Origin of the sequence: Streptomyces lavendulae subsp. lavendulae (genome assembly GCF_002803845.1) — a bacterium.
Lineage (GTDB): Bacteria > Actinomycetota > Actinomycetes > Streptomycetales > Streptomycetaceae > Streptomyces > Streptomyces lavendulae.
The window spans coordinates 2,780,549-2,794,918 of record NZ_CP024985.1 but is presented as its reverse complement, the minus strand read 5'-3'; the positions used below and the strand labels follow the sequence as shown (position 1 = coordinate 2,794,918).

The 14,370-nt window shown below is 72.8% G+C and carries 17 protein-coding genes; 16 read left to right on the top strand and 1 reads right to left on the bottom strand.

Going from position 1 to position 14,370, the window contains the following annotated elements:
* The first annotated feature begins 93 nt into the window (after positions 1-93).
* From rimM to SLAV_RS11500, 14 genes are all read left to right on the top strand, one after another.
* The gene (rimM, locus tag SLAV_RS11565; RefSeq protein ID WP_030227402.1) at positions 94-657 is read left to right on the top strand and encodes a ribosome maturation factor RimM; all 564 of its coding nucleotides are present in this window, start codon (positions 94-96) and stop codon (positions 655-657) included.
* Positions 657-1,478 carry a tRNA (guanosine(37)-N1)-methyltransferase TrmD gene (gene trmD / locus SLAV_RS11560; protein WP_030227405.1) on the top strand — a complete coding sequence of 274 codons (822 nt, stop codon included), beginning with the start codon at positions 657-659 and terminating at the stop codon, positions 1,476-1,478. Before rimM ends, trmD begins: the two co-directional genes overlap by 1 nt.
* Before the next feature lie 133 nt (positions 1,479-1,611).
* Positions 1,612-1,962, top strand: a complete 351-nt coding sequence (gene rplS, locus SLAV_RS11555; RefSeq protein ID WP_030227407.1) for a 50S ribosomal protein L19 — start codon at positions 1,612-1,614, stop codon at positions 1,960-1,962.
* Positions 1,963-2,006: 44 nt separating this feature from the next.
* On the top strand, positions 2,007-2,765 hold the full coding sequence (gene lepB / locus SLAV_RS11550) for a signal peptidase I (protein ID WP_030227410.1): 759 nt from the start codon (positions 2,007-2,009) through the stop codon (positions 2,763-2,765).
* Entirely contained in the window at positions 2,758-3,729 is a 972-nt protein-coding gene (gene lepB / locus SLAV_RS11545; protein ID WP_030227412.1) for a signal peptidase I, read from the top strand. Before lepB (SLAV_RS11550) ends, lepB (SLAV_RS11545) begins: the two co-directional genes overlap by 8 nt.
* Positions 3,730-3,843: 114 nt before the next feature.
* Positions 3,844-4,746 (top strand): signal peptidase I, encoded by a 903-nt coding sequence (gene lepB, locus SLAV_RS11540; RefSeq protein ID WP_030227413.1) that lies wholly within the window; start codon positions 3,844-3,846, stop codon positions 4,744-4,746.
* Positions 4,747-4,788: 42 nt separating this feature from the next.
* On the top strand, positions 4,789-5,550 hold the full coding sequence (gene lepB, locus SLAV_RS11535) for a signal peptidase I (protein ID WP_030227416.1): 762 nt from the start codon (positions 4,789-4,791) through the stop codon (positions 5,548-5,550).
* Complete coding sequence (locus SLAV_RS11530) at positions 5,540-6,058, top strand: NUDIX hydrolase (protein ID WP_030227418.1); 519 nt, start codon at positions 5,540-5,542, stop codon at positions 6,056-6,058. Before lepB (SLAV_RS11535) ends, SLAV_RS11530 begins: the two co-directional genes overlap by 11 nt.
* Before the next feature lie 55 nt (positions 6,059-6,113).
* Entirely contained in the window at positions 6,114-6,422 is a 309-nt protein-coding gene (locus SLAV_RS11525; protein ID WP_003965949.1) for a DUF2469 domain-containing protein, read from the top strand.
* Between the two features lie 117 nt (positions 6,423-6,539).
* Positions 6,540-6,911, top strand: coding sequence for a YraN family protein (locus SLAV_RS11520; protein ID WP_030227421.1), 372 nt, complete (start codon positions 6,540-6,542; stop codon positions 6,909-6,911).
* A complete protein-coding gene (locus SLAV_RS11515; RefSeq protein ID WP_030227423.1) occupies positions 6,911-8,536 on the top strand; it encodes a YifB family Mg chelatase-like AAA ATPase in 1,626 nt (541 codons plus the stop codon). The genes SLAV_RS11520 and SLAV_RS11515 overlap by 1 nt, the downstream gene beginning before the upstream one ends.
* A 206-nt stretch (positions 8,537-8,742) precedes the next feature.
* Positions 8,743-9,939, top strand: coding sequence for a DNA-processing protein DprA (dprA, locus tag SLAV_RS11510; RefSeq protein WP_051840522.1), 1,197 nt, complete (start codon positions 8,743-8,745; stop codon positions 9,937-9,939).
* Positions 9,940-10,148: 209 nt separating this feature from the next.
* Positions 10,149-10,985 (top strand): RNA polymerase sigma factor WhiG, encoded by an 837-nt coding sequence (gene whiG / locus SLAV_RS11505; protein WP_030227431.1) that lies wholly within the window; start codon positions 10,149-10,151, stop codon positions 10,983-10,985.
* 63 nt (positions 10,986-11,048) lie between these two features.
* Positions 11,049-11,606, top strand: coding sequence for a TetR/AcrR family transcriptional regulator (locus SLAV_RS11500; protein WP_030227433.1), 558 nt, complete (start codon positions 11,049-11,051; stop codon positions 11,604-11,606).
* On the opposite strand, the gene SLAV_RS11495 is transcribed toward SLAV_RS11500, so the two are convergent.
* Positions 11,603-12,130: a M23 family metallopeptidase gene (locus tag SLAV_RS11495; protein WP_030227435.1), complete on the bottom strand. Its 528-nt coding sequence runs from the start codon at positions 12,128-12,130 to the stop codon at positions 11,603-11,605. The genes SLAV_RS11500 and SLAV_RS11495 overlap by 4 nt on opposite strands.
* A 249-nt stretch (positions 12,131-12,379) precedes the next feature.
* On the opposite strand from SLAV_RS11495, the gene rpsB reads away from it, so the two are divergent.
* A complete protein-coding gene (rpsB, locus tag SLAV_RS11490; RefSeq protein ID WP_030227437.1) occupies positions 12,380-13,267 on the top strand; it encodes a 30S ribosomal protein S2 in 888 nt (295 codons plus the stop codon).
* A 135-nt stretch (positions 13,268-13,402) separates the two neighbouring features.
* On the top strand, positions 13,403-14,239 hold the full coding sequence (gene tsf / locus SLAV_RS11485; protein WP_030227440.1) for a translation elongation factor Ts: 837 nt from the start codon (positions 13,403-13,405) through the stop codon (positions 14,237-14,239).
* Positions 14,240-14,370: the final 131 nt, after the last annotated feature.

Sequence of the window (14,370 nt, the reverse complement as noted above, 5' to 3'; positions counted from 1 at the left end):
CAGAGCGACCATTGATTGAGAAACCAGGACGCAGAGGGACCACCTCCGCGGGAGCGGCGGCGGTCCGGCCGCGCAAAGGGGAAGAGACGCACAGTGGAGCTGGTAGTCGCGCGGATCGGCCGCGCCCACGGGATCAAGGGTGAGGTCACCGTCGAGGTGCGGACGGACGAGCCGGAGCTCCGGCTCAGCCCGGGCGCCGTCCTGCGGACCGAACCGGCGTCGGCGGGTCCGCTGACCATCGAGACGGGCCGGGTGCACAGCAGCCGGCTCCTGCTCCGCTTCGCGGGCGTCAAGGACCGCACCGGTGCCGAGGCGCTGCGCAACGTCCTGCTGATCGCCGACGTCGACCCGGCGGAGCTGCCGGAGGAGCCCGACGAGTACTACGACCACCAGCTGATGGACCTGGACGTGGTGCTGGAGGACGGCACCGAGGTCGGCCGGATCACGGAGATCTCCCACCTGCCTTCCCAGGACCTCTTCATCGTCGAGCGCCCGGACGGCAGCGAGGTCATGATCCCCTTCGTGGGGGAGATCGTGGCCGAGATCGACCTGGAGGAGCAGCGCTGCGTCATCACCCCGCCGCCCGGGCTGATCGACGACCGCGCCGAGATCGCGTCGGCGCGCGACGCCGGGGCCGAGGGCGGGGACGGCGCCTGATGCGGCTGGACGTCGTCACGATCTTCCCCGAGTACCTGGAGCCGCTGAACGTCTCCCTCGTCGGCAAGGCGCGGGCGCGCGGCCAGCTCGACGTACACGTCCACGACCTGCGGGACTGGACGTACGACCGGCACAACACGGTCGACGACACCCCGTACGGCGGCGGGCCGGGCATGGTCATGAAGACCGATCCGTGGGGCGAGGCCCTGGATGCGGCGCTGGCCGACGGCTACGAGTCCGGAGCCCGCGGCCCGGTCCTGGTCGTCCCGACGCCCAGCGGCCGTCCCTTCACCCAGGAACTGGCCGTCGAGCTCTCCGAGCGCCCGTGGCTCATCTTCACCCCGGCCCGGTACGAGGGCATCGACCGCCGTGTCATCGACGAGTACGCGACGCGGATGCCGGTCTACGAGGTCTCCATCGGCGACTACGTCCTGGCGGGCGGCGAGGCCGCCGTCCTGGTCGTCACGGAGGCCGTGGCCCGGCTGCTGCCCGGGGTGCTCGGCAACGCGGAATCGCACCGCGACGACTCCTTCGCGCCCGGCGAGATGGCCAACCTGCTGGAGGGCCCGGTCTACACCAAGCCCCCGCAGTGGCGCGGGCGCGGGATCCCCGAGGTGCTGCTCAGCGGCCACCACGGCAAGATCGCGCGGTGGCGCCGGGACGAGGCCTTCCGCCGGACCGCCCGCAACCGCCCGGACCTGATCGAGCGCTGCGAGGCCTCCGCCTTCGACAAGAAGGACCGGGAGATCCTGAGCATCCTGGGCTGGAAGCCCACCGCCGACGGCCGATTTTGGCGCAGGCCGCAGGCCGTGGAAGAATAGGCGGCTGCTGTGTGCTCGCGTGCGCCCCTGCCACAGGGGGACCGTCGTCCGCGACGTGCCACGGCTCCCGAATTCTCTACGGAAATCCGCACCGGCGACCTGTGGCGTCGTGCGAAGAAAGCAGACGAAGAACATGTCTCACCTGCTCGATGGCGTCAACGCCGCCTCCCTGCGCACGGACGTCCCGGCCTTCCGCCCGGGTGACACGATCAACGTGCACGTCCGCGTGATCGAGGGCAACCGCTCCCGTATCCAGCAGTTCAAGGGCGTTGTCATCCGTCGCCAGGGCTCTGGCGTCTCCGAGACCTTCACCGTTCGCAAGGTCTCCTTCAGCGTCGGCGTCGAGCGCACCTTCCCCGTGCACTCCCCGATCTTCGAGAAGATCGAGCTCGTCACCCGCGGTGACGTGCGTCGCGCCAAGCTGTACTTCCTCCGTGAGCTCCGCGGCAAGGCCGCGAAGATCAAGGAGAAGCGCGACCGCTGATCTCCTCTCCGGGTCCAGGGGAAGGCCGGATAGGCTCGCCCCCGATGGACACCGAAGCAGAGCTCACACAGCGCGGCCACTCCTCCCCCGAGCAGGGGGAGGAGGGGCCGCGTTCTGCGTTTTCCGGACGGGACCGACGCTCGTCGTCCTGGCGGCGGGCGGGGCTGCTCGGCGTGGTCTGCACCGTCTTCCTGCTGCTGTTCGCCAACTTCGTGGTCCAGCCGTTCCTGATCCCCAGCCGCTCGATGGAGCCGACCCTGAAGGTCGGGGACCGGGTCCTGGTCAACAAGCTGGCGTACCGTTTCGGCCAGGAGCCGAAGCGCGGGGACGTGGTCGTCTTCGACGGGACCGGCTCCTTCGTGCGCGAACGTCCCGCGGGCAATCCGGTCGGCGAGGCCGTGCACGGCGCGTTCTCGGCGCTCGGGCTCGCGGAGCCCTCCGACACGGACTTCGTGAAGCGGGTCGTGGGCGTCGGCGGGGACGACGTGGTGTGCTGCGACGCGGCCGGCCGGATCAAGGTCAACGGGGTCGCGGTCGACGAGCCCTACCTCCACCCCGGTGACTCCCCCTCGGCGGTGCCCTTCCGGATCGTGGTCCCGCTGGGGACCCTGTGGGTCATGGGCGACCACCGCTCCCAGTCCCGTGACTCCCGGGACCACCTGGGGGAGCCGGGCGGCGGGATGGTGCCGGTGGAGAAGGTGATCGGGCGGGCCGACTGGCTCGGCTGGCCGGTGACGCGCTGGGGCTCGCTGCCCGACGGCGCGGGGGCGTGGTCCCGCGTGGGGAGCGGCTCCCATGGGTAGCCGGGGCCGCCCGAGGGGCGGTCGGGACAGGGGGCACGGGGCGGAACCGGAGCCGACGCCGCCCGTTCCCGAGCCCGAGCCTTACCCGGAGCCCGGGTCGGCTTCTGCCGCCGCCTCCGGTTCGGCCTCCGCTGCCGCCTCGGGTTCCGCCGGAGCCGGCGAGGAGGAGACCGCCGCGCCGGAGCCCGGCGGCCGGGCCGAGCGGCGCAGGCTGGCACGGCGGGTCCGGCGGCGTCGGCGCACCCGGCGGGCGGGCGAGCTGCCGCTGCTCGTGGTCGTCGCCCTGTGCATCGCGCTGCTGCTCAAGACCTTCCTCGTGCAGGCCTTCTTCATCCCGTCCGGTTCGATGGAGCAGACGATCCGGATCGGGGACCGGGTGCTCGTGGACAAGCTCACCCCGTGGTTCGGCGCCAAGGTCGAACGCGGCGACGTCGTCGTGTTCAAGGACCCGGGGGGCTGGCTCAAGGGCGAGGCCGCCCAGCCGGACCAGGACCCGGCCGGGATCAAGCAGGTCAAGGAGGCCCTGACCTTCATCGGCCTGCTGCCGTCCGCCGACGAGCAGGACCTCATCAAGCGGGTCGTCGGCGTCGGCGGGGACACCGTGAAGTGCTGCGACGCGCGGGGCCGGGTGACCGTCAACGGCGCGCCGCTCGATGAGCCGTACGTGTCACCGGGCAACGCCCCCTCGGAGATCCGTTTCGAGGTGCACGTACCGAAGGGACGCCTCTTCGTAATGGGCGACCACCGCGCCAATTCGGCCGACTCCCGCTACCACCTCGACGAGGCCTTCGACGGCACCATCGACGAGAACGGCGTGGTCGGGCAGGCGGTGGTGATCGCCTGGCCCTTCGACCACTGGCGCAGGCTGGAGCAGCCGGCGACCTTCCTGACGGTTCCGGATCCGGCGCGAACCGGTCGGCGGCGCGGGCGCCTTGGGCGCCGTCGGGGCACGGCGTTCGCATAGTGTGTCCTCGGTCTCCCGCGCCTTAGGGAACTCCCGCTCGTTAAGGGAGGGGAGGGCCCGTCGACCGATCCGGCGCGGGACGCGAATTCCGAACGAGGAGTGGATGTGGGGGACGTGGCGGTAGGCGCGCGGTCCGGACGCGATGAGGGCGAGGAGCGGCCGGACGATGCCGTCGAGCGCGAGACCGGGGCGGAGGACGGCGGTGCGGCGGCACAGCCGCAGCGTTCCTTCTGGAAGGAGCTCCCGCTCCTCATCGGTATCGCCCTCCTGCTGGCCCTGCTGATCAAGACCTTCCTGGTGCAGGCGTTCTCGATCCCGTCCGACTCGATGCAGAACACCCTCCAGCGCGGTGACCGGGTGCTGGTGGACAAGTTGACCCCGTGGTTCGGTTCGGAGCCCGAGCGCGGCGAGGTCGTTGTCTTCCACGATCCGGCGAGCTGGCTGGCGGGGGAGCCCACCCCGGAGCCCAACTTCGTGCAGACGATCCTCAGCAAGATCGGCCTGATGCCCTCCGCGGACGAGAAGGACCTGATCAAGCGGACCATCGCCGTCGGCGGGGACACCGTGGAGTGCAAGAAGGGCGGACCGGTCGTCGTCAACGGCAAGGCGCTGGACGAGCCGTACATCTACCCCGGCAACACCGCCTGCGACGACGCCCCCTTCGGCCCGATCACCGTGCCCAAGGGCAAGATCTGGGTGATGGGCGACCACCGCCAGAACTCCCAGGACTCCCGCTACCACATGCAGGACTCCACCCAGGGCTTCGTGCCGGTGGACAAGGTCGTCGGCCGGGCCGTGGTGGTCGCGTGGCCGCTCACCCGGTGGGCCACCCTCCCGGTTCCGGACACCTTCGACCAGCCCGGCATCAACCACCAGGCGGCGGCGACCGCCCTCGGCCTCGGGGCTTCCGGCCTCGCCCCGGTCGGGCTCGGCCCGGCGGCGCTGGGCCTCACGGGCGCGGTGCCCGTGGTGATGTGGCGCAGGAGGAGGCTGACCAACGGGCGTACCGCCCGGTAGGGTGCCGCCCAGGTCGACGATCTCCGAGGTGGGGGCGCTGCAATGGGCGGAACACAGGCAAGACGCGGGACCACCGGTGGCCGCGGCGGCCTCGGCAACGTGTTGTCGGGGCTCGCCGTGGCCATCGGTTTCGTGTTCTTCCTCGGCGGTTTCGTCTGGGGGGCGCTGGTGTACCAGCCGTACACGGTGCCGACCGACTCGATGGTGCCGACGGTGCGGCCGAACGACCGGGTCCTGGCCCAGCGGATCGACGGCGACCAGGTGCGGCGCGGCGACATCGTCGTCTTCACCGACACCGAGTGGGGCGGCTCTCCGATGGTCAAGCGGGTCGTGGCCGTGGGCGGCGACACCGTCCGCTGCTGCGGCCAGGGCGGCCGGCTGACCGTGAACGGCAAGGAGCTCGACGAGCCCTACCTCGACCGGGCGGGCAGCGAAGGGGCGGCGATCGGTACGGCCGGCGCCCCGTACGAGGTGAAGGTGCCCGAGGACAACCTCTTCCTGCTGGGTGACCACCGCAGTTCCTCGCTCGACTCCCGCGCGCACCTCCAGGAGGCCGGGCAGGGCACCGTGCCCCGGTCGGCCGTTTCGGCCCGGGTCGATGCGCTGGCCTGGCCGTCGATGACGATGGTGGAACGGCCGCGGGCGTACGCCTCCCTGCCCGGCGGGGTCTCCGCGCCGGGGCCGCTGCGGCTCCAGGTGGCCGCGGTGGTGGCAGGAGCCGCCCTGGTGGTGCTGGGGGCCGCCTACGGCCCCCTCGTACGGATCCTGGGGCGCGGGCGGCGGGAGACCTCCGGTGCCCGCTGAGCCGGGCGCCGGCGGGCAGCGGGTCCCGGAGCCGCGGAAGGTCGCCCGGGTGGTCCTGCTGGACCCGGAGGACCGGATCCTGCTGCTGCACGGCTTCGAGCCGGACGATCCCGCCGCCGACTGGTGGTTCACGCCGGGCGGGGGGCTGGAGGGCGACGAGAGCCGGGAGCAGGCGGCGCTGCGGGAACTCGCCGAGGAGACGGGGATCACAGAGGTCGAACTGGGGCCGGTGCTGTGGCGCCGCTACTGCGCCTTCCCCTTCGACGGACGGCGCTGGGAACAGGACGAGTGGTACTTCCTCGCCCGTACCGACCGGACCGCGATCGAGATGGGCGGGCTCACCGAGCTGGAGCGGCGCAGCGTCGCGGGAGCGAGGTGGTGGACCTCCGAGGAACTGTCGGCGGCCCATGAGACGGTGTACCCGACCAGACTCGCCGAGCTGCTGCGCACGCTGCTCGACGACGGTCCTCCGGGTGCTCCGGTGGTCCTGGCCCCGGAAATCGTTTAGGGGCCCGTGGCGCTGGCGCACAATAGGGGGACGCACGGCTGAAGGGGAACATGCCATGAGTGCCGAGGACCTCGAAAAGTACGAGACCGAGATGGAGCTGAAGCTCTATCGGGAGTACCGCGACGTCGTCGGGCTGTTCAAGTACGTGATCGAGACCGAGCGCCGTTTCTACCTCACCAACGACTACGAGATGCAGGTGCACTCGGTCCAGGGGGAGGTCTTCTTCGAGGTCTCGATGGCGGACGCCTGGGTCTGGGACATGTACCGGCCCGCACGCTTCGTCAAGCAGGTACGGGTGCTGACCTTCAAGGACGTGAACATCGAGGAGCTCAACAAGAGCGACCTCGAACTCCCGGGCGGCTGATCCGCCCCGCCCGCTCACCCCTGGGGGTGAGCGGGTTTTCCACAACGCCCCGGTTGTCCACCAAGATCCACTCGGTGCGTCCGGACGCGGGAACCTCGGTGCCGGAGGTGGTGCCGGATGAACGCGAAGGGCGTGGCACGACAGGCGCTGGGACGGTACGGCGAGGAGCTCGCCGTGCGGCGGCTGACCGAGTCGGGGATGACGGTGATCGCCCGGAACTGGCGCTGCCGGGGCGGGGAGATCGACATCGTCGCGCGGGACGGGGACGCCCTCGTCCTGTGCGAGGTCAAGACGCGCCGCCAGGGGGTCTTCGAGCACCCCATGGCCGCGCTCCGGACCGCGAAGGCCGAGCGGCTGCGGCGGCTGGCCGGGCGCTGGCTCGCCGATCACGGCGGACCGCCCCCGGGCGGGGTGCGGATCGACCTCGTCGGAGTACTGCTGCCCCGGCGCGGTGCGCCGCGGGTGGAGCACGTCAGGGGCGTGGCCTGATGGGGTTCGCGCGGGCCTGCTCGGTGGCCCTGGTGGGCGTCGAGGGCGTACTGGTCGAGGTCCAGGCCGACCTGGAGCCGGGGGTGGCCGCCTTCACCCTGGTGGGGCTGCCCGACAAGACCCTGGTCGAGAGCCGGGACCGGGTGCGGGCCGCCGTGGTGAACTCCGGTGCCCAGTGGCCGCAGAAGAAGCTCACGGTGGGGCTCAGCCCGGCGTCCGTCCCGAAGGCGGGCGCCCATTTCGACCTCGCCGTCGCCGTCGCGGTGCTGGGCGCCGCCGAGGTGGTCGACCCGGGGGCGATCGCCGACCTCGTGCTCATCGGGGAGCTGGGCCTCGACGGCCGGGTCCGGCCGGTGCGGGGGATCCTGCCCGCGGTGCTCGCCGCCGCCGAAGCCGGGTACCGGCAGGTGGTGGTGCCCGAACAGTGCGCCGGTGAGGCAGGGCTGGTCCCGGACGTCGCCGTGCTCGGGGTGCGCAGCCTGCGGCAGCTGATCGCCGTCCTGACCGACGCGGTGGTGCCCGAGGAGGAGCCGCCGGACCGGCCGGGTCGCCCCGACCCGATGCGGGCGGGGCTGGTGGTGCCGGGCGCCGGACTCGGTACGGGCCTGGCCCGGGGCGGGGGCGACGCCGCGGACGCTCCCGACCTCGCCGACGTCGCGGGCCAGTACGGGGCCCGCCGGGCCTTGGAGGTGGCCGCTTCCGGGGGCCACCACCTCTTCCTCAGCGGGCCGCCCGGCGCGGGCAAGACGATGCTGGCCGAGCGGCTGCCGTGGCTCCTGCCCCCGCTCGACCGGCAGGACTCCCTGGAGGTGACCGCCGTCCACTCCGTCGCGGGGATCCTGCCGCCCGGCGAACCCCTGGTCGGGCGGCCCCCGTACTGCGCCCCGCACCACTCCGCGACGATGCAGTCCCTGGTCGGCGGGGGCGCCGGGATCCCCCGGCCCGGGGCGGTCTCGCTGGCCCACCGGGGGGTGCTGTTCCTGGACGAGGCCGCGGAGTTCAGCGGGAAGGTGCTCGACGCCCTGCGGCAGCCCCTGGAAGCGGGGCACGTGGTCATCGCCCGTGCCGCCGGGGTGGTGCGGCTGCCGGCCCGCTTCCTGATGGTCCTCGCCGCGAACCCCTGCCCGTGCGGGCGGCACACCCTGCACGGCGCCGGGTGCGAATGCCCCGCCGCCGTGATCCGGCGCTACCAGGCCCGGTTGTCGGGGCCGCTGCTGGACCGGGTCGACCTGAGGGTCGAGGTCGAGCCCGTGACCCGCTCCGACCTCCTCGGGCAGGGCGGCCGGGGGGAGAGCAGCGCGACCGTCGCCGCCCGGGTCCGCGAGGCCCGCGACCGGGCCGCCGTCCGGTTCGCCGACACGCCCTGGCGGCTGAACTCCGAGGTCCCCGGGCACGAGTTGCGCACCCGCTGGCCGGCCGCCCCCGGGGCGCTCGCCGGGGCCGAGCGGGACATGGAGCGCGGACTGCTGACCGCGCGGGGCCTGGACCGGGTGCTACGGGTCGCCTGGACCGTGGCCGACCTGCGCGGCCACGACCGCCCCGGCGCGCTGGACGTGGCCGTCGCCCTGGAACTGCGCACCGGGATCGCCCGAGGGGCGGCCATGGACACCGGGGCCCGGCGGTGACCGCCGGCGGGCCGGGAGACGCCGGGGTCCCGGAGCACGGCGGCCGCGGCGGCCCCGGGGCCGGGGTCCGCGGCGGGAGGGGTGAGCGGGACGGCGCGGCGCGGGCCGGGCACGACGGCCCGGAGGTCCGGGGCGACACCGACGGGCGGCGGGAACCGCGGGCCGGGACCGGTCGGGGGCGGGGCGGCACGGAGGCAGGGGAGGGCGTGGCGGAGGCCGCGGTGGAGCCCGCACCGGAGCCCGGGGCGGAGGTGCTGGCGCGGGTGGCGCTGACCCGGGTGCTGGAACCCGGGGACGAGTGCGGCGGCCGGTGGCTGCGCGAGCACGGGGCCGTCGGGCTGATGCGGCTCCTGACCGGCGACGGGGCGGAGACCGGCGTACTGGCCGGGGTCGGACCCGAGCGGATCGCCGGGTACCGCAGACGGGCCGCCCTCGCCGAACCCCGGCGGGACCTCGCGGAGGCCGCCGCGGCGGGGTGCCGCTTCGTCCCGCCGGGCTCGCCGGAATGGCCGACCCAGCTGGACGACCTCGGGGACGCCCGGCCCGTCGGGCTGTGGCTGCGGGGCGGCGCCGACCTGCGGACCTGGGCCCTGCGCTCGGTCGCCGTGGTCGGGGCCCGCGCGTGCACCCCGTACGGGGCCCACATGGCGCAGACCCTCGCCGCCGGGCTCGCCGAGCGCGGCTGGGTGGTGGTCTCCGGCGCCGCGTACGGGATCGACGGAGCCGTGCACCGGGGCGCCCTCGGCAGCGGCGGCGCCACCGTCGCGGTGCTGGCCTGCGGAGTCGACGTGAGCTACCCCCGCGGCCACGCCGGACTCCTCGGCCGGATCGCCCGTCAGGGGCTGGTGCTGGGGGAGCTGCCGCCCGGCAGCCACCCCACCCCGAGCCGGTTCGTCCTGCGCAACCGGGTCATCGCCGCCCTCACCCGGGGCACGGTGGTCGTCGAGGCCGCCCATCGCAGCGGCTCCCTGGTCACCGCCCGCCGGGCCCAGCGGCTCGGCCGCCTCACCATGGGCGTCCCCGGCCCCGCCACCAGCGGCCTCTCCGCCGGAGTGCACGAGCTGCTGCGCGGCGAGGCGCAGCTCGTCACCGACGCCGCCGAGGTGGTGGAACTGGTCGGCGACATCGGCGAGCTGGCACCCGAGCGCCGCGGACCGGTGCTCGCCCGGGACCTCCTGCCCCCGGACACCGTGCGCGTGCTCGACGCGCTCCCCGCCGGCCGGGCCGCGCGACTGGAGGAGATCACCCTCGCCGCGGCCACCGGTACCGATGAAGTCATCGGCAGACTGTACGAACTTCACTCTCTGGGGTTCGTCGAACGGCAGGGCGACGGCTGGCGGTTGACCCCGCGCACGCCACGAGAGGGGGCGCAATCCCGGGCCACCCGGCGAGGCGGTCATTGACCTGGGGCGTTCCGGTGAAAGAGTGACGGCGATGAGAGACGCGGTCTTCCCGGTGGCAGCCGCCGGGACCGAGCGCCAGGCGCCGGTCCCGGGCCGCCCGTGCGAGTCCGGGCGCCGCTGCGCCCCCGCGCCATCCCGTACTCTTCGCGCACCGCGACACTTCCGTCACGCTACGCTCCCAAGGAATCCCGCTCCGGCAAAGGCGAAGCATGCCCCAGCACACCTCAGGGTCCGACCGCGCTGCGGTGCCCCCCGCTGCCCGCGGCAGCGTGCGGTCCACCGCGCCCTCGTCCCTGGAGGTGCTCTGGCGCTCATACAAGGACTCGGGCGACGAACGGCTGCGGGAGCAGCTGATCCTGCACTACTCGCCGCTGGTGAAGTACGTGGCGGGCCGGGTCAGCGTCGGCCTGCCGCCCAACGTGGAACAGGCCGACTTCGTCTCCTCCGGGGTCTTCGGCCTGATCGACGCGATCGAGAAGTTCGACATCGAACGGTCCATCAAGTTCGAGACGTACGCCATCACCCGGATCCGCGGCGCGATGATCGACGAACTGCGGGCGCTCGACTGGATCCCGCGCTCGGTACGGCAGAAGGCGCGCGCCGTGGAGCGGGCCTACGCCACCCTGGAGGCCCAGCTGCGGCGGACCCCGACGGAGGGCGAGGTCGCGGGTGAGATGGGGATCGGGGTGGAGGAACTCCACACGGTCTTCAGCCAGTTGTCCCTCGCCAACGTGGTCGCCCTCGAAGAGCTGCTGCACGTCGGCGGGGAGGGCGGCGACCGCCTCTCCCTGATGGACACCCTGGAGGACCACGCCGCCGACGACCCCGTCGAGGTGGCCGAGGACCGGGAGTTGCGCCGGCTGCTCGCACGGGCGATCAACACGCTCCCCGAGCGGGAGAAGACGGTGGTGACCCTCTACTACTACGAGGGCCTGACCCTCGCCGAGATCGGCAACGTGCTGGGCGTGACCGAGAGCCGCGTCAGCCAGATCCACACCAAGTCCGTGCTCCAGCTGAGGGCCAAGCTGGCCGACGTCGGCCGGTGAGCCGGTACCGCCCTTGCACACCCTCCGTAGAGTGGTGACGTGCCCAGGATTCGAGCGGCCTCCGTGGCCGAGCACCGGTCGATGCAGCGCGGCGCCCTGTTGGACGCGGCGCGCTCCCTGCTGTCCGAAGGCGGGACGGAAGCCCTGACCTTCCCCGCCCTCGCGGAGCGGACCGGGCTCGCCCGGTCCTCCGTGTACGAGTACTTCCGGTCGCGCGCGGCCGTCGTCGAAGAGCTGTGCGCGGTGGACTTCCCCGTGTGGGCCGCCGAGATCGAGGCGGCCATGGAGGCGGCGCAGACGCCCGAGGCGAAGATCGAGGCGTACGTGCGCAGCCAGCTCGGGCTGGTGGGGGACCGCCGGCACCGGGCGGTGGTGGCGATTTCGGCCAGTGAGCTGGACGCGGGCGCGCGGGAGAAGATCCGCGCCGCGCACGGCGGCCTGGTCGCGATGATCGTCGAGGCCCTGGGCGCCTTGGGCCAGACGGAACCGCGGCTGGCCGCGATGCTGCTCCAGGGCGTCGTGGACGCCGCGGTGCGCCGGATCGAGCTGGGCGCGGCCGAAGAGCCCGAGGTGGTGACCGAGGCCGCCGTCGCCATGGCCCTGCGGGGCGTGCGCGGCTAGCCGCCGCCCCGCGGGAGCCCGGCCGTCGGCAGGAGGCGGGGCGTGGGGCGGGGGAGCAGGGTCAGCGGGTCGAGGTAGGTGTTCTCGCCGGTCAGCAGGCCCCAGTGCAGGCACGGGGCCGGGCAGTGGGAGCCGGCGGTGAGGACCGCGACCTCCTGTCCCGCCGTGACCTCCTCCCCTTCCGCGACCAGCGGCCGCACCGGCTCGTAGGTCGTGCGCAGGCCCCCGGGGAGGGTGAGGGAGAGCACCCCGCGGCCCGCGACCTGCCCCGCGTAGTGCACCCGGCCCGGCCCGACGGCCCGGACCCGTTCCCCCACCGGAGCGGACAGGTCCACCCCGCGGTGGCCGGCCGCGTACGGAGTCGGCGGCGGATCCCACCAGCGGGCCACGGACAGCGGCGCTGGCAGCGGCCGGACCGCCGCCGGGACGGGGGCTGGGGCAGGGGCGGGTACGAGGGCCCCGGGCAGGGCGGGAGCCAGGCCGGGGGCCAGGGCCAGCAGCAGGGTGAGCAGCAGTGTCGTCATGTCCACAGGCTCCCGCGCGGACGGCCCCGGACGGCCGTGCCTGTGGATGGCCGAAAGCGTGTGGACAACGGCGTCACCCGGCATACCGCCGGGTCCCGTACACTTCTTGTGGCGATCCGGGTCACCGGGTCGACTTCGCACGCCCCAGCATCGGCCGGATCCGGCCTGGTGAAAGCGTCTCTCGGTCCCTCTGCGGGGCAGGGCGCGGCGGGGCGTCAGGAACCAAACCGAGAAACCAAGGAGATGGCCATGGCCGTCGTAACGATGCGGGAGCTGCTGGAGAGCGGCGTCCACTTCGGTCACCAGACCCGTCGCTGGAACCCGAAGATGAAGCGCTTCATCTTCACCGAGCGCAACGGCATCTACATCATCGACCTGCTCCAGTCGCTGTCGTACATCGACCGCGCCTACGAGTTCGTGAAGGAGACCGTCGCGCACGGTGGCTCCATCATGTTCGTCGGTACGAAGAAGCAGGCCCAGGAGGCCATCGCCGAGCAGGCGACGCGCGTCGGCATGCCGTACGTCAACCAGCGTTGGCTCGGTGGCATGCTCACCAACTTCTCCACCGTCTACAAGCGCCTCCAGCGTCTGAAGGAGCTTGAGGCGATCGACTTCGAGGACGTCGCCGCCTCGGGTCTCACCAAGAAGGAGCTCCTGGTCCTCTCCCGCGAGAAGACCAAGCTGGAGAAGACCCTCGGTGGTATCCGCGAGATGTCGAAGGTTCCCAGCGCCGTCTGGATCGTCGACACCAAGAAGGAGCACATCGCGGTCGGTGAGGCGCGCAAGCTGCACATCCCCGTGGTCGCGATCCTCGACACCAACTGTGACCCCGACGAGGTCGACTACAAGATCCCGGGCAACGACGACGCGATCCGCTCCGTCACCCTGCTCACCCGCGTGATCGCCGACGCCGTCGCCGAGGGCCTCATCGCCCGCTCCGGCGCTGCGACCGGTGACTCGAAGCCGGGCGAGAAGGCCGCCGCCGAGCCGCTCGCCGAGTGGGAGCGCGACCTGCTTGAGGGTGAGAAGAAGGCCGACGACGCCGAGGCCCCCGCGGCCGACGCCGCCGTCGAGGCCCCGGCCGCCGAGGCTGTCGAGGCTGTCGAGGCTCCGGCCGCCGACGCCGAGCAGGCCTGACCCACTGAGTGGGCCCGGCGTTCATCCGCCGGGCACTCGCAGCACGGACGATGACGGCGGGGGAGCCGCGCCACGAGCGCGGCGCCTCCGCCGTTCACCCGTAGATCTACGACTTCGAGAGAGAATCACAGACTCATGGCGAACTACACCGCCGCTGACGTCAAGAAGCTCCGCGAGCTCACCGGCGCCGGCATGCTGGACTGCAAGAACGCGCTCGTCGAGGCCGACGGTGACGTCACCAAGGCCAACGAGATCCTGCGCGTCAAGGGCCTGAAGGGTGTCGCCAAGCGCGAGGGCCGTTCCGCCGAGAACGGTGCCGTCACCTCCCTGATCGCCGCCGACGCCACCTCCGGTGTCCTCGTCGAGCTCAAGTGCGAGACCGACTTCGTCGCGAAGAGCCCGAAGTTCCTGGCCGTCGCCGACCAGCTCGCCGCCCACGTGGCTGCCAGCAAGCCCGCGGACATCGAGGCGCTGCTCGCGTCCGAGATCGAGGCCGGCAAGACCGTCCAGGCGTTCGTGGACGAGGCCAACGCCAACCTCGGCGAGAAGATCGTCCTGGACCGCTTCGCGGCGTACGAGGGTGCCTTCGTGGCCTCCTACATGCACCGCACCATGCCCGACCTGCCCCCGCAGATCGGTGTCCTGGTCGAGCTGGACAAGGCCGACGCCGACCTGGCCAAGGGCATCGCCCAGCACATCGCCGCCTTCGCGCCGAAGTACCTCACCGCCGAGGACGTCCCGGCCGAGATCGTCGAGTCCGAGCGCCGCGTCGCCGAGGAGACCACCCGCGCCGAGGGCAAGCCCGAGGCCGCGATCGCCAAGATCGTCGAGGGTCGCGTCAACGGCTTCTTCAAGGACGCCACGCTGCTCGGCCAGCCGTACGCCCTGGACAACAAGAAGTCCGTCCAGAAGGTTCTGGACGAGGCCGGTGTCACCCTGAAGCGCTTCACCCGCATCAAGGTCGGCATCTGAGTCCGTCCGTACGCGACGGACACCGGACCCCGGTAGGGTCTGAAGCAGTCGTCCGCGTTCGCGCGAGGCGACCGCAGATCTGACGAGGAGGCCATTGCCGTAGAGGGAACCGCAAGGACCCACCGGCAATG

Coding starts and splice junctions, on each gene's coding strand:
- lepB (WP_030227410.1), top strand. CDS start 2,007: ATGGACACCGAAGCAGAGCTCACACAGCGCGGCCACTCCTCCCCCGAG.
- trmD (WP_030227405.1), top strand. CDS start 657: ATGCGGCTGGACGTCGTCACGATCTTCCCCGAGTACCTGGAGCCGCTG.
- whiG (WP_030227431.1), top strand. CDS start 10,149: ATGCCCCAGCACACCTCAGGGTCCGACCGCGCTGCGGTGCCCCCCGCT.
- rpsB (WP_030227437.1), top strand. CDS start 12,380: ATGGCCGTCGTAACGATGCGGGAGCTGCTGGAGAGCGGCGTCCACTTC.
- lepB (WP_030227416.1), top strand. CDS start 4,789: ATGGGCGGAACACAGGCAAGACGCGGGACCACCGGTGGCCGCGGCGGC.
- lepB (WP_030227412.1), top strand. CDS start 2,758: ATGGGTAGCCGGGGCCGCCCGAGGGGCGGTCGGGACAGGGGGCACGGG.
- SLAV_RS11520 (WP_030227421.1), top strand. CDS start 6,540: ATGAACGCGAAGGGCGTGGCACGACAGGCGCTGGGACGGTACGGCGAG.
- SLAV_RS11515 (WP_030227423.1), top strand. CDS start 6,911: ATGGGGTTCGCGCGGGCCTGCTCGGTGGCCCTGGTGGGCGTCGAGGGC.
- SLAV_RS11525 (WP_003965949.1), top strand. CDS start 6,114: ATGAGTGCCGAGGACCTCGAAAAGTACGAGACCGAGATGGAGCTGAAG.
- SLAV_RS11495 (WP_030227435.1), bottom strand. CDS start 12,130: ATGACGACACTGCTGCTCACCCTGCTGCTGGCCCTGGCCCCCGGCCTG.
- rplS (WP_030227407.1), top strand. CDS start 1,612: ATGTCTCACCTGCTCGATGGCGTCAACGCCGCCTCCCTGCGCACGGAC.
- tsf (WP_030227440.1), top strand. CDS start 13,403: ATGGCGAACTACACCGCCGCTGACGTCAAGAAGCTCCGCGAGCTCACC.